Below are 15003 nucleotides of genomic sequence, written 5' to 3' on the forward strand. Positions count from 1 at the left end.
GGCCTTCTTTGCCGGAGTTTCCCGCCCCATGTCCCTCGACAGCGCCACCCGCGAACGTATCGAATCCCTGCTGCAGAGCCACCGCGTGGTGCTGTTCATGAAGGGTACCCGCCACCAGCCGATGTGCGGCTTCTCCGCCGCGGCCACCAATACCCTCAACGAGCTGCTGCCGGAGTACCACACGGTCAACGTGCTGGAGGATCCCGAGATTCGCGAGGGCATCAAGGCCTACGGCGACTGGCCGACGATTCCGCAGCTTTATGTGGGCGGCGAACTGGTCGGCGGCGCCGACATCATTCGCCAGATGTACGCCAGCGGCGAGCTGCACCAGCTGTTCGGCGCGGCTGCGCCGGATCGCACCCCGCCGGAAATCACCATCACCGACAAGGCCGCCGAGGCGATCCGCCAGGGCACTGCCAATGCGCAAGGCCTGGCCCTGCATCTGGAGATCGGCCCGGACCACAGCGCCGGCTTCCAGCTGGCCGCGCCCAGCGACCACGACATCGTGGTGACCGCCAATGGCATCGAAGTCCATTTCGACCCGGGCAGCGCCCAGCGCGCCAAGGGCATCGTGATCGACTGGGTTTCCACCGTGCAGGGTGAAGGCCTGAGCCTGAAGTTCCCCGGCGCCCAGGACATCGGCTCGCTGACTGTGCAGGAGCTGAAGGCTCGCCTCGAAGCCGGCAGCATCACGCTGGTGGACGTGCGCCCGGCCCATGGCCGCGCCCAGGCGGCCCCGCTGCCGCAGGCCCGCGTGCTGGAAGAGGAAGGCTACGAAACCCTGGCCAACCTGCCCAAGGACACCGCCATCGCCTTCATCTGCCATCACGGCGTGTCCAGCCGTGGTGTCGCCGAACGCTTCGCCGCGCACGGCTTTACCCGCGTTTACAACGTCGAGGGCGGCATGGACGCGTGGTCCCAGCAGATTGATGGATCCGTGCCGCGTTACTGAATCCGGCCCGTACCACCTGGTTTTTCGGAAGCGCCCACTTCGGTGGGCGCTTTTGTTTGCGTGAAGACCAGGTCAAATTCAGGATTCGTTCATAAAAAGACCTGCTCAGGCGATAGTTGCTGCGATGGGTAGTCGATCACCACGAATGATCTTGCGAATGGCCCGCAAGCTTCCCTCAAGGAAGCGACTTTGAGTCCGCTTTCCTGCGTACTGGCTAGGAAAATTTCTTACCGAAAACCGTACTGGAAATGCACAGGTAGTTCGGCTTTTGCGGCAACTTCTTGCGCCACCGGACGACCATTTCATAACCGTTGTGTAACGTTTCACCTGCACGTAACTTCGATGACGCGGCGCGATAAGGCCTTTGCAGCCATCGCGTAACGCTGGGGAGCATCACGTAAAAGCCGACACCCGATCGTCGCCTGCGCTCGCGCAGGCGACGCAGGTTTCTTCGGCTCAAAAAAACGCACAGCAGGCTTTTTCGAAGCTGCAGTTTTCAGGGGAGACACGGCTCTTTCCGGGCCGTGCTTGCCGCTCAACGGAGGGTGAGTAATGCAGTTGAACAAACACAAGCGAGTCCCGAACCACCGCAAGATCGCCTTTGCGATCGGCCTGGCGCTCAGCGTCGGCGGCGGTGCTGCACTGGCGCAGAGCAACGCCACCGGCGTGATCTTCGGCAGCGCGGACCCGGGCAGCACGGTGCAGATCGAGAACACCGGCACGGGCCTCAAGCGCGACCTCACGGTGGACAGCAGCGGCCGTTATCGCGCCAGCTCGCTGCCGATCGGCGAGTACAAAGTGACGCTGATGCAGAACGGCACCGCGGTCACCAGCCACGACCACGTGCAGACGCAGATCAGCCAGGGCACGGAAGTGTCCTTCGCTTCGGCGACGCAGAACGCACAGAACCTCGCCGCGGTGCAGGTGGTGGGCAACGCGCTGCCGGCCATCGACGTGTCCTCGGTGGACTCGCGCACGGTGATCACGGCCGACCAGCTGTCCAAGCTGCCGATCGACCGCACCTCGATCAGCTCCGTGGCCTTGCTGGCACCGGGTACCACGCCGGCCGCCCGCGGCTACGGCAATGCGCTGTCGTTCGGTGGCTCGTCCGCTTCCGAGAACGCGTACTACATCAACGGTTTTTCCGTCACCAACCCGCTGACCGGCGTGAGCTCGCGCCAGCTGCCGTATGACGCGATCGACCAGGAGCAGGTGCTGATCGGCGGCTACGGCGCCGAGTACGGCCGCTCCACCGGCGGCGTCATCAACGTGGTGACCAAGCACGGTACCAACGAGTGGAAGGGCGACGTGCAGTTGCTGTGGTCGCCGAGCGAGCTGGCCCAGGAACCGCGCAACATCTATCGCACCAACGGTTCGCAGTACCAGATAGGCAACCCGTATGCGCTGCGCGACAGCGAGCAGATGCAGTACTCCGGCTCGATCGGTGGCGCACTGGTGAAGGACAAGCTGTTCTTCTTCGCCGCGGCTGACGCGATCTTCCACAACGGCTACTACACCGGCCCGATCGGCAGCAACGACGACGAGCACGACCACAACAAGACCACGCGCTGGTTGACCAAGGTCGACTGGAACATCACCGACAACCACATCCTCGAGTTCACCGGCATCGGCGACAACGAGCAGACCAACTCGACGATCTACGGCTACACCTACGGCGTGGGCCGCACCGGCTTCCTCGGCGAGCAGTACACCAAGAACTACAACGGCACGCAGACCAACGGCACGCCGGGCGGCAACGTCTACATCGGCCACTACACCGGCTACATCACCGACGACTTCACGGTGAACGCCATGTACGGCAAGAGCGATTCGCCGCACATGCAGACCGTCACCGGCGCCGGCGGCGTGGTGTGCCCGGTCATCACCGACAACCGAACCGAGTTCGCCAACAATCCGCAGACGGGTTGCACCGTGGGCTCGGGTACCGTGCTGGCACCTGGCTCGAAGGACAGCACCACCGGCTGGAGCCTCAACCTCGAGTACCGCCTGGGCGACCACGACATCCGCGCCGGCATGGACAACTACACCCTGCGCGCCACCTGGGGTAGTGCACCGGCGGGTGGTTCGCAGTACCTGTACGAAGACGTGGCCGATGGCTCGGTGATCCAGCAGCGCCTGATCAACCTTGGCCTCGATCCGAGCCTGTACAACCCGGCCCAGTATCCGAACGGCTACTACGTCAACGAGACGGGCCTGAGCACCGGCACGTCGGCCCGCACGGCCCAGCGCTCGGAGTTTGCCGAAGACAACTGGCAGATCAGTGATCGCTGGCACGCGTCCATCGGCCTGCGCAACGAGCAGTTCACCAACTACAACGGCGTGGGCGTCCCGTACGCCAAGGCCCGCCACCAGCTCGACCCGCGCCTGGGTGCGACCTGGGACGTCTACGGCGACAGCACGTTGAAGGTGTACGCCAACGCCGGCCGCTACCACCTCGGCCTGCCCACCTCGGTGGCCGTGCGCGGTGCCGGTCCGTCGACCTATCCGTCGCAGTTCCTCGCCTTCACCGGCATCGACCCGACCACCGGCCTGCCGACCGGCGTCACCAACACCCCAGCGTCCGGCACGTACTACCTCAACGGTGCCAACGGCGTGCCGCCGGATGGCAAGACCGTGTCCGCGCAGGGCCTGCACTCGTACTACCAGGATGAGTACATCCTGGGCTTCGACAAGCAGCTGGCGGAAGACTGGACCGTGGGCGCCAAGGCCATGTATCGCAGCCTGAAGAGCCTGATCGACGATGATTGCGACTCCCGCCCGCTGCAGGCTTGGGGTGATGCCAACGGCCTGAGCGCCCAGGTGGCCGCGGGTATTGCGCGCAGTACCGGTTGCTGGCTGTTCAACCCGGGCCGCGCCAACAACTTCCTGCTGTCGCCGGCCAATGGCCAGTACCTCAGCGTGCCGCTCACCGCTGCCGCCCTGGGTTTCCCGAAGCCCAAGCGCGACTACTACATGCTCGATCTCTACGCCGAGCATCAGTTCAGCGACAAGTGGTACGGCCGCGCCGAGTACACCTTCTCGCGCAGCTACGGCAACTCCGAAGGCCAGCTGGACTCGGACATCGTGCAGGCTGACGTGTCCACCACGGAAAGCTGGGACTTCCCGGAAATCATGGAGAACACCAACGGCCCGCAGGCGAACGACCAGACGCACCAGCTGCGCCTGCTCGGCACGTACAAGCCGACCGAGGAATGGAGCTTCTCCACCGTGGCCCGCATTGCTTCGGGTACGCCGGTGAGCTGCCTGGGCACGCGTCCGCTGTCCGCTGGCGGCGACCCGTTCGGCTACGGCGCCAACTACTACTGGTGCAACGGCGAACCTTCGCCGCGTGGCTCGGTGGGCCGCACCCCGTGGACTTACACGATCAACCTCAGCACGGCTTGGCGTCCGGCGTTCCTGGGCCACAAGCTCACGTTCACGGCAGACGTGTTCAACCTGCTCGGCTCGCAGCGCATCACGCAGTACTACGAGACCGGCGAGACGGCCGCAGGCACGCCCAACGTGAACTTCCTGCGCGCCCGTTCGTTCCAGGATCCGCGCTATGTCCGACTCGGCGCACGCTACGACTTCTCACTGTAAGTGAGCACAAGCCCCGGGCGGCCACGCAGAAGTTCGCGTGGACCGCCCGGGGGATCTTCCCGAACTTTGGCCGCCGACACCCCGGCGGCCTTCTTTTATTGCTTGCCGCGGCCTGCAAAATTTATCAATCGTTAATGTTCGTGAATTTTTCTTAGCGATATTTCACGACGCGCGCACGCTCGCCCCGCAGGTAAGCACGATAAAACCCGGCCATATCGCAGGGCATTGCGCCTTGAGCGAAAGTTGCATCGAATCCGCACGGATTCTTGCTCTATTACAGAACTGAAACAGTTCCCCCAGGCCTGTTTACCAGCAGAATTTTTCGCCCGCACACAGCGCGCCGAAAGCGTTGTCCAGAACGTTAGTTCTGCGTAAGGTCCATCCACGCTCCGCCGGGACACGTCCTACGACGCTCCGGTGGCAGGTTGGGGAGTTTCCTTTTCCGTGAGTAACTGATCGGCCATTTCGGAGACGACATGGCGCGTATGCGGCCGTCTCGGAAAAAGCCACTCCGACTCGTCGTGAGACCGATGGCTCGCCATCGCTCCAGCTCGAAAAAAGGTGTGTGATCCAGTGGAACCGTAATCCATCCGTGTCGTGTCACCGCGGGATCGCCCAGGCGATCGCCAGCGCCATGAGCGCCGCCAGCTAGGCGCGCAAGTCCGTCAGGCGTCCTCCCACGGGGCGTCTTTTTGGGGAGATAGGGCCCGTTTTCCGATCCATGCCAAGACATGGGTCGCGGCCGCGTGCACCCGCGCGTCCGGAGCGAGCCCGATGTTTTAGTCACTTGGTAAGGGGAAAGCATGTCCAACCATCGATTTGTACCCACCAGCCGTCGGCAACTGATCCGCCGCTCGGCGCTCGCGCTGGCCGTGACGGCCGGCATCACCATGATCGCACCGGCGTTCGCGCAGAGCTCGACCGGTTCGGTCTTCGGTTCCGCGCCTGTAGGCGACACCGTGCTCATCCAGAGCGACAGCGGTGTTACCCGCGAAGTCACCGTGGATGCCAACGGCCGCTACTCGGCCGCCAGCCTCCCGCTGGGCACCTACAAGGTGAGCCTGAAGAAGGACGGCGCTGTCGTCGATTCGCGCTCCAATGTCACGCTGATCGTCGGCGCCGGTACGCAGGTGTCGTTCGCATCCGCCGATGAGGCCAAGAGCCTCGGCTCCGTGACAGTCATGGCCAATGCCCTGCCCGCCATCGACGTCAGCCAGGTGGACTCGCGCACCGTGATCACTTCCGAGCAGATGGCCAAGCTGCCGCTGCAGCGCTCGGCGGAAGCCGTCGCCCAGCTAGCCCCTGGCGTGAACGCCGGTAGTAGCTACTTCACGAGCCCGACCGGCCAGTCCCTCAACTCGTTCGGTGGTTCGTCGATCGCCGAGAACGCGTACTACATCAACGGTTTCAACACGAGCGATCCGCTGCATAACTTCGGAGGCCTCACCCTGCCCTACGGCGCAGTGGACCAGGAGCAGGTGCTGACGGGCGGCTATGGTGCAGCCTATGGTCGTTCCGACGGCGGCGTGATCAACCAGGTCGGCAAGCGCGGCACCAACGACTGGCACTTCGGTGGCCAGGTGCTCTATCAACCCAGCTGGGCGCAGAGCAACCCGGACAACTACTACCTGACCAACGGTCAGCTGTACCGCTATCGCCAGGACAACAACAGCCAGTCCACCTACACGTATGACGCCTACTTCGGCGGTGCGCTCATCAAGGACAAGCTGTTCGTGTTCGGCGCCGTGGAGGGCGTGCAGCAGCAGAACGGCGTCAATGTCGGCACGGTCGGCAACGGCACGGTGAAGAACTACTCGTACTCCGACCCGAAGTGGTACGGCAAGGTCGACTGGAATATCACCGACAACAACATCCTTGAGCTGACTGGCGCATCCAACAAGACCGAATACACCGGCAACACTTACGCCTACAACTACGGCGCGGGCCCGAGCAAGGGCAGTTACGGCGACTATCTCGGCCCGGACGTGGCGACCAAGAACGGCGCCGACCTGTGGACCGCCAAATACACCGGCTACATCACCGACAGCCTCACCGTCGATGCGTTGTACGGCAAGATGACGCAGACCAGCTACAGCAATGCTGGCGGCGGCGATGCCTCGCGCATCATCGACGCGCAATACCAGAACCCGGCCTACACCGGCGGTACGCCGATCGTCGGCCCGCAGACATCGGGTTCGGTGGCCAATCCGGACGCGCACGATAAGACCACCAACTACCGTCTCGATTTGAACTACAAGATCGGTAGCCACTCGATCACGGCCGGCATCGACAACCTCAACGTCGCTTCGTATGACATCGGCAACATCGAGCCGGGTCCGGGCTACTCGTGGGAATACGGCCAGGGTGATCCGAACCTGCCGATCAGCACGCAGGTAGGCGCAGGCGTCGGCGCACCGGGTGGCGACGGCTACTACGTCGACAAGTACATCTACACCACCGGCGCGGCTGTGGTGCACGTGAAGCAGCGCGCGCAGTTCATCGAAGACCAGTGGCAAGTGAACGACAGGCTGCTGCTGACGCTGGGCCTTCGCAATGACCAGTTCACCAACTACAACCCCGACAGCGTCCCCTATATCCGCCTCGGCAAGCCCAACTGGGCACCGCGCATAGGCGCCAGCTGGGACGTGTTCGGTGACTCCAGCCTGAAGGTTTACGGCAATGCGGGCCGTTACTACCTCGACGAGCCGACCAACGTGGCTATTCGTGGCGCCGCGGGCAGCACCTATACCCGTCAGTATTTCACCTATACAGGTATTGACCCAGCCACCGGCGCACCGACGGGTCTCACGCAGATCCCTCAGGACGTTTATCCGGGAGTGTCGGCAAACAAGGAATACGGCCAGGCGCCGGATCCCAAGACCGTCACCAGCTCCAACGTTAAGGCGGAATACCAGGACGAGTACATCGCCGGCGTGGACAAGGCATTCGAGATGTTCGGCGAGAAGTGGACGGCCGGCGCCAAGGGCACCTACCGCGTGCTGCGCAACGATCTTGACGACGTCTGCGATTACCTCGCCTTTGGCGAGATCGGCAAGGCGCAGGGCTTCGATGAATCCGCTGCACAGGGTTCGGGTTGCTACATCATGAATCCGGGTCGCACAGCCGACATCAATGTGCCGCTCGCCAGCGGCGGCTACGGCACGATGGTGGTGCCGTGGTCGGACCTTGGCATGCCTTCGCTGAAGCGCAAGTACGTCGCGCTGGACACGTACCTGGAGCATCCGTTCGACGGCAAGTGGTACGGCCGCATCATGTACACCTGGTCGCACAGCTTCGGCAATACCGAGGGCTCGGTTCGCTCGGACATCGGCCAGGAAGACGTCTCGCAGACGGAAGACTGGGACAACAAGTGGGTGATGACCTACGCCAATGGCGACCAGGCCAACGACCGCCGTCACCAGATCAAGGCCTATGGCTATTACCAGTTCACGCCGGAATGGCTGGTGGGCGCCAACCTGCAGGTGCTGTCGGGTACGCCGGTGGTCTGCCTTGGCTACTTTGGCAGCGAACAGGTAGACCCGTACAACTACAAGGCCTCCTACCACTTCTGCGGTCCCAACGGCACGCCGTCGGCGCCTGGTACGTCGGGTCGCACGCCGTGGACGGAAATCCTGAGCTTCAATGCGGAATACCGTCCGGACTGGGCCCAGCACAAGCTCGCGTTCTCGGTGCAGGTCTACAACCTGTTTGATCAGCAGCGCGCCACCGAGCTGTACGGCACGTCGGAATCGGGCGTGGGCACCGCATCGTCGCTGTACAAGATGCCGCTGTTCTACACCACCCCGCGCTACGTGCAGTTCGGCGTCAGCTACGACTTCTAAGAGTCGATTCCCCAAAGGAGCTGAAGGACCACTCCTTATCAACGCTCCCCCCGGTTCGCCGGGGGGAGTCTTAAAGTGACCCGGCTCAAGGGCAAGGCTCGAATCACCCTCCCGACATTGATCCAGCTGTCAGAAAGCCCCCCGGTGCGCCAGCGGCGATGGATTCGCCGCTTTCTTTTGGGCGTCTCCCGCCCCTGGCCTGCCTGCCATTAGGTAGCCCCAAGTCCGCCCTGCTAGCATGTTGGGATCGCCCCATCCGTGCCTGCCATGCGTATCCTGCTCGTCGAAGACGATTCCCTGGTTTCCGATGCCATCAGCCGCGGGCTGGTCGGCTCGGGATACGTCGTGGACGCTGTTCCTGATGCCGAATCGGTTGCCGCGCGATTGTCGGATTCACACTACGACCTGGCCATCGTCGACCTTGGCCTGCCGGGCGAAGACGGTCTCTCGCTGGTGAAGCGGCTGCGCCACAGCGGCAGCTCGTTGCCCCTGCTGATCGTGACCGCCCGCGACGGGCTGGATGACCGCATCAATGCGCTGGATCTGGGCGCCGACGACTACCTGGTCAAGCCGTTCGCGCTGCCCGAGCTGGCCGCACGCTGCCGCGCACTGATCCGCCGTGCGACCGCCGCCGCCGCCAACGAGATCGTGATCGGCCGCCTGCGCATCGACCTGGCGGGCCGTCGCGCACTCAACGAGAAAGGCGAGGTGCTGGAACTCACGCGTCGTGAATGGTCCATCCTCGAATGCCTTGCCCATCACAGCGGCCGCGTGGTGAGCAAGGAACGCCTCACCCAGGCCATTACCGGCTGGAGCGAGGACATCTCGGGCAACGCCATCGAAGTGCACGTATCGCGCCTGCGCAGCAAGCTCGGCACCTCGGCGACCGTGCGCGGCATCCGTGGCTTGGGTTACCGACTCGAAGATGGCTGAGCGCCAGCGGGGCATCAGCGTCCACCGGCGGCTGCTCAGCTACCTGCTGGCGCCCCTGATCCTGCTGCTGGTCATCGGCGTCGCCGTCGATCACCACGTCATCGTCAGCCCCATCCACAGCGCGTTTGATCATTCCCTGTCGCGCTCGGCGCTGGCGATCGTCGCCCGCATCCATCCGGGAGCCGGCGGCGTACCGGAAGTGGCCCTCCCGCAGCATCCGCCGCCGCCGTTGCGTGCGATGTCGGACGAACACTTCGTCTATCGCGTCAGTCTTCCTGACGGACACACCGTGGCCGGCACCGCCGACCTGCCGCTGGCGCCGGACAGCCAATCCGACGACGGTTTCAGCTACACCAACATCACCTACCGCAGCGAGACGTACCGGCTGGCCAGCTATCGCACCAGCGAAACGGGCGACCCGCTGGTGGTGACCGTGGCCGAGACTCCCGCGCGACGCGATCGTGCCGTGCACCGGCTGGATGTCGCCTTCCTGATCAACGACACCCTGCAGATGGCGGCCGTGTTCATCATTGCGCTGGTCGGCATCCGCATCGCCCTGCGTCCGCTGCAGCGGCTGAGCCAGCAGATGGCACGGCGGCCGGCCCAGGCGCTCAATCGCCTGTCCACCGAACAAGTGCCCGCGGAAGTGCTGCCGCTGGTGGAGTCGCTGAACGACCTGCTGGGGCGTACCCGCAACTCGGTACTCTCCCAACAGCACTTCATGGCCAATGCCGCCCACCAGCTGCGCACGCCGTTGACAGGCATCAAGGCGCAGTTGGAAGTGCTCGCCCGCGAGACATTCGGTACACCGTTGGAAGACCGCATCGCCCTGCTCCATGGCGGCGTGGACCGGCTGGCGCACACGGCCAACCAGTTGCTGACGCTGGCGCGTGCGGAACCGTCCGCGCATCGCGACAGTCATTTCGCGCTGATCGAACTGCCCAAGCTGATCGGCGAGGTGGCCGACGGCTCGCTGGACCGCGCCATTGCGCACGGCATCGACCTGGGTGCCGAGGCCGAGTCCGTGCAGGTGAGCGGCATCTACTGGCTGCTGCACGAGCTGCTGGGCAACCTGATCGACAATGCCATCCGCCACACCCCGGCCGGCGGCAACATCACCATCCGGTGCGGCACCGAAGACAGGCACCCCTACCTCGAAGTCGACGACAGCGGTAGCGGCATCCCCGCCGAAGAGCGCGCCCGGGTGCGCGAACGCTTCTACCGCGGCGCAGGCAGCAAGACCGACGGCTGTGGACTAGGCCTGGCCATCGTCGACGAGGTGGCCCGCGTGCACAACGCGCGGCTGAGCATCCATGACGGCAGCACGGGCAAGGGCACCCGCATGCGCATCGATTTTCCTGCCATCAAGGCCTGAGGGCGAAAGTCCCGAAGATCGGCACTTTGAATTTGGCTCATGCACCCCCAAAGTGGGGACAGCCTTAGACAGGAGTCCCCCGTGTCCATACCCAGTGCCGTCAAGAGCACGCCGATCGGCAGCCGCCAGCAGCTTGCCGATTACCTAGCCGCGGGAGAGAAACCGCGCGATGCCTGGCGCATCGGCACCGAACACGAGAAGTTCGGCTTCCTCACCGATACCCTGCGCCCGCCCACCTTCGAGGGCGACCGCGGCATCCGCGTCTTGCTGGAAAGCCTTGCCACCCGCTATGGCTGGGAGGTCGCGCGCGAAGGCGACAGCCCGGTGGCGCTGTCGCGCGACAAGGCCTCCATCACCCTGGAACCCGCCGGGCAACTGGAGCTGTCGGGCGCGCCGCTCGAAACGATCCACGAGACCTGCCGCGAGGTGAACTCGCACCTCAACGAAGTGCGCTCCATCGCGCAGGACCTGGGCATCGGCTTCCTCGGCATGGGCTTCCAGCCGAAGTGGCGTCGCGACGAGATGCCATGGATGCCCAAGGGCCGCTACAAGATCATGCGCGAATACATGCCCAAGGTCGGCAACCTCGGCCTGGACATGATGACCCGCACCTGCACCGTGCAGGTGAACCTGGATTTTGAAAGCGAAGCGGACATGGTGCGCAAGTTCCGCACCAGCCTCGCGCTGCAGCCCATCGCCACCGCGCTGTTCGCCGACTCGCCGTTCACGGAAGGACGTCCAAACGGCTACCTGTCCTACCGCTCGCACGTCTGGGAAGACACCGACCCGCATCGCACCGGCATGCTCGACTTCGTGTTCGATGACAGCTTCGGTTACGAACGCTATGTCGATTACATGCTCGATGTGCCGATGTATTTCAGCTACCAGAACGGCCAGTACATCGACCTGTCGGGACAGGACTTCAAGCGCTTCATGGCCGGCGAACTGCCCGCCGTGCCCGGCGTGCACGCCACCATGAAGGACTGGGCCGACCATCTCACCACCGCGTTCCCGGAAGTGCGCCTCAAGCAATACCTGGAAATGCGCGGCGCCGACGGCGGCCCGTGGAATCGTCTGTGCGCGCTGCCCGCGCTCTGGGTGGGCCTGTTGTACGACGACGATGCGCTCCAGGCCGCCTGGGATCTCGTGAAGGATTTCACCCGCACCGAGCGCCATGCGCTGCGCGACGGCGTACCGCGCCAGGCGTTGAAGCTGCCGTTCCGCACGCACACCGTGCGTGATCTGGCCAACGAAACGCTGAAGATCGCCGCGCACGGCCTCAAGCGTCGCGCGAAACTCAACCACAACGGCGCCGACGAAAGCATCTTCCTCGAACCGCTGATCGAAATCGTCGAGGCCAACCAGACGCCCGCCGAGCGCAAGCTCGAATTGTTCAACGGCGCATGGAACGGCAACGTCGATCCGGTGTTCCGGGAGTTCGCGTACTGAGCCCGGATGCAAAGGTCGCCGTATAGACAAACCCCGCCATTGGCGGGGTTTTTTCTGGCACCCCCGGCGACCGTCCGCCGCGCATCCTCCCGTCCAACGCGCATTCGGGTGTCGGCGAGACAGGCGTGCGCAACGCGGCCACGACGACGCTTGCCAACATGACTGGCAGCGCCGAGCGCTGGCGAGTTCCTCTTCGACGTGGCCCTGGTGCGCCAGCACCGGTTGGGGGCCTCGTCATGCCGAGAAAGGCTTCAGCTCTACTTGTCTTCGGAAATGGTCATGCCACCTATGCTCACGCCCAGATCAACGCCTTGGCCCGCGCCTGACAGCGCAAGGGAGACCTTGCCCTTGGTGAGCACCTGTGCCGTGCCGGACTTCACGGCACCTGCGCTGGCATCCGCCTGTGCATAAGTGCCCAGCACATCACTTATTTTGGTGATATCGCTGAAATTCCCGATGCCGTTGTCAATGCTCGATTTACCGGCCGTCAGTCCACCGCCATGACTTTCGATCTTGACCTTCATGGTTTGGCCGTTTGTACAAGTAACCACGCCTTTGCCGCTCGTGTGCTTGTAGATCACCGACCAGCCGGACATGCTGAATCGCATGGTGCATTCCAAGTTAGCGGCACTGACGATCTGCGACAGGGTCAGCGCACACAGCACTATGGACGTCTGAACGAGATGTCGACCTTTCATAGGATGACTCCGTGACTGGGTGTGAAGGTTCTGGCTATCCATCGCATGTCGCATGACGTGACAGCCGAGGCCTGATGACGATGACCGGGACAAAGCGCCATACGCCCCCCTGCGGCTCATCGTCCCGCAAAGGCGTGCTGCAGCAAACCGTAGTTTTACGGAGAGTCCGGCTTACAAATCAGTCCATGCTGCACTGGGTCGAATTATTCGTAGCCGCCCGGTGCAAGTTTCGCCCTCGCCACCAGCGAACCGGCCGCAGTCCCATCTGCATCAAACGTCACTGGCGCGAGATGGCGTTGCAGCCGGGGCGCCAAATTCGGTTGCTGCCCGCTCACCAGAATGGCATCCCCAGCTGCAACGCCATCTCGCGCTAATTAGCGCTCAAGAATTCTGCGTCTTTGGGGGCGGGAAGCTCTGAGTATTTTTCTCGATGGCATCAGGGTAAGTACGACATAGAGAGAGACCGCTGCGCTGCAACGCCAAAGGTCTCGCTGGTCCATCGAGCCAAAGACGGCCAGTCCCATCAGAGATAGAACGAATATTAGGGCAGCGACGACTATGCATACCCGTCGTATCCGTATAGATCCACAAGCCAAGAAGTGTTCTTTCGCCATGTGAATATGGTGTGGCCAGTCGCTGTAAAGAAGCGATGCATGCTGACCCACGTACGCATATATGTTGCGTAAAAAAGCCTTGGCGTGGAGTGCCCCGGGATTTACGACATGTCAGTTAAAGCTACGCAGCAGCGGAGCTGTCCGTCCTCGTCCGACCGGAATGCAGTCTTCGAATCAAAAAATAGGACACACAAGCTGTGGCCGGAAAGGCAATGGAGCCTGTCAGGATTTTTGTGTGTTGAGCCATACACTGCCCGTTAGGCAAGGAAGGATGTATGGCAAAGAAGATCCCTGGGCCGTTCTCGGTCGAGCTGCTTGATGCACTGCTGGAAGGACGCGACCCGAAGGCCGTGCTCGATTCGGGTGGCCTGATCGGCGACCTGAAGAAGGCCCTGGCGGAGCGCATGCTCCAAGCCGAGATGGATGTGCACCTGGAGTCGCCGACGGAGTTCGAGGCTGGCAACCACCGCAACGGGACGAGCGCCAAGACGGTGCTGACGCCGGAAGGGCCGATGGAGCTGTCGATCCCGCGCGACCGCCACGGCCGTTTCGATCCGGCGTTGATTGGCAAGTACCGCCGGCGCTTTCCCGGGTTCGACGACAAGATCATCGCCCTCTATGCCCGTGGCATGAGCACCCGCGATATTCAGGCGCATGTGCGCGAGCTGTACGGCATCGAGGTCTCGCCGGACCTCGTGTCGGCCGTGACCGATTCGGTCATCGAGGAGGTCACGGCGTGGCAGACGCGGCCGCTGGAGCCAACCTATGCGGTCGTGTTCTTCGATGCCCTGCGGGTGAAAATCCGAGACGAAGGGCTGGTGCGCAACAAGGCGGTCTACCTCGCCATCGGCATCCGGCCCTGCGGCGAGCGTGAGGTGCTGGGCCTGTGGATCGAACAGACCGAGGGGGCCAAGTTCTGGTTGCGCGTGATGAACGAGCTCAAGGCCCGTGGCACGAACGATCTCCTGATCGCCGTGGTGGACGGTCTGAAGGGCTTTCCCGAGGCGATCACGGCCGTCTTTCCGGAGACCATCGTGCAGACCTGCATCGTGCACCTGATCCGCTACACGATGCAGTTTGCCTCCTGGAAGGAGCGCAAGGCGATCGCGGCAGCACTCAAGCCGATCTATCAGGCCGATCATGCCGATGCGGCCTGGCAGGCGTTGGAGGCTTTCGACGAGGGCGGGTGGGGACGAAAGTACCCCGCCATCGCGCAAAGCTGGCGGCGCAACTGGGAGGCGGTCACTCCGTTCTTCGCTTTCCCCGTCGAGGTGCGCAAGATCATTTACACCACCAACGCCATCGAAAGCCTCAACGCCTCGGTGCGCAAGGCGATCCGCAACAAGGGCCATTTCCCGAGCGATCAAGCGGCCACCAAACTGATCTGGCTCGCGCTCCGCCACATCACTGAAAACTGGAAAAGACCACCCATCGCGTGGCAGGCTGCCAAGGCGCAGTTTGCGCTCCAATTCGGTGACCGATTCACCTTCAACGACTGACGTTTCTCCACCGGCTCAAACACAAAATTTCTGACACGCCC

Annotated in this window: 8 protein-coding genes; 7 read left to right on the forward strand and 1 reads right to left on the reverse strand. The window is 63.3% G+C overall.

The window, feature by feature from the left end; all coding sequences use genetic code 11:
* The first annotated feature begins 28 nt into the window (after positions 1-28).
* The 6 genes from grxD to VFG49_RS06910 all read left to right on the forward strand — a co-directional run bounded on the left by grxD (position 29) and on the right by VFG49_RS06910 (position 12151).
* The gene (grxD, locus tag VFG49_RS06885; RefSeq protein WP_324858799.1) at positions 29-952 is read left to right on the forward strand and encodes a Grx4 family monothiol glutaredoxin; all 924 of its coding nucleotides are present in this window, start codon (positions 29-31) and stop codon (positions 950-952) included.
* A 552-nt stretch (positions 953-1504) separates the two neighbouring features.
* Positions 1505-4552, forward strand: a complete 3048-nt coding sequence (locus VFG49_RS06890; protein ID WP_324858801.1) for a TonB-dependent receptor — start codon at positions 1505-1507, stop codon at positions 4550-4552.
* A gap of 803 nt (positions 4553-5355) precedes the next feature.
* Entirely contained in the window at positions 5356-8394 is a 3039-nt protein-coding gene (locus tag VFG49_RS06895) for a TonB-dependent receptor (protein ID WP_324858803.1), read from the forward strand.
* A gap of 267 nt (positions 8395-8661) precedes the next feature.
* Positions 8662-9327, forward strand: a complete 666-nt coding sequence (locus VFG49_RS06900; protein WP_324858805.1) for a response regulator — start codon at positions 8662-8664, stop codon at positions 9325-9327.
* Complete coding sequence (locus VFG49_RS06905; protein WP_324858807.1) at positions 9320-10702, forward strand: sensor histidine kinase; 1383 nt, start codon at positions 9320-9322, stop codon at positions 10700-10702. The genes VFG49_RS06900 and VFG49_RS06905 overlap by 8 nt, the downstream gene beginning before the upstream one ends.
* Positions 10703-10783: 81 nt before the next feature.
* A complete protein-coding gene (locus VFG49_RS06910) occupies positions 10784-12151 on the forward strand; it encodes a glutamate--cysteine ligase (protein ID WP_324858809.1) in 1368 nt (455 codons plus the stop codon).
* Positions 12152-12408: 257 nt separating this feature from the next.
* On the opposite strand, the gene VFG49_RS06915 is transcribed toward VFG49_RS06910, so the two are convergent.
* Complete coding sequence (locus VFG49_RS06915) at positions 12409-12849, reverse strand: hypothetical protein (protein ID WP_324858811.1); 441 nt, start codon at positions 12847-12849, stop codon at positions 12409-12411.
* An 889-nt stretch (positions 12850-13738) separates the two neighbouring features.
* On the opposite strand from VFG49_RS06915, the gene VFG49_RS06920 reads away from it, so the two are divergent.
* The gene (locus VFG49_RS06920) at positions 13739-14962 is read left to right on the forward strand and encodes an IS256 family transposase (protein ID WP_324858813.1); all 1224 of its coding nucleotides are present in this window, start codon (positions 13739-13741) and stop codon (positions 14960-14962) included.
* Positions 14963-15003 lie beyond the last annotated feature (41 nt).

Origin of the sequence: Dyella sp. (genome assembly GCF_035685885.1) — a bacterium.
In the GTDB taxonomy this organism is placed as follows: domain Bacteria; phylum Pseudomonadota; class Gammaproteobacteria; order Xanthomonadales; family Rhodanobacteraceae; genus Dyella.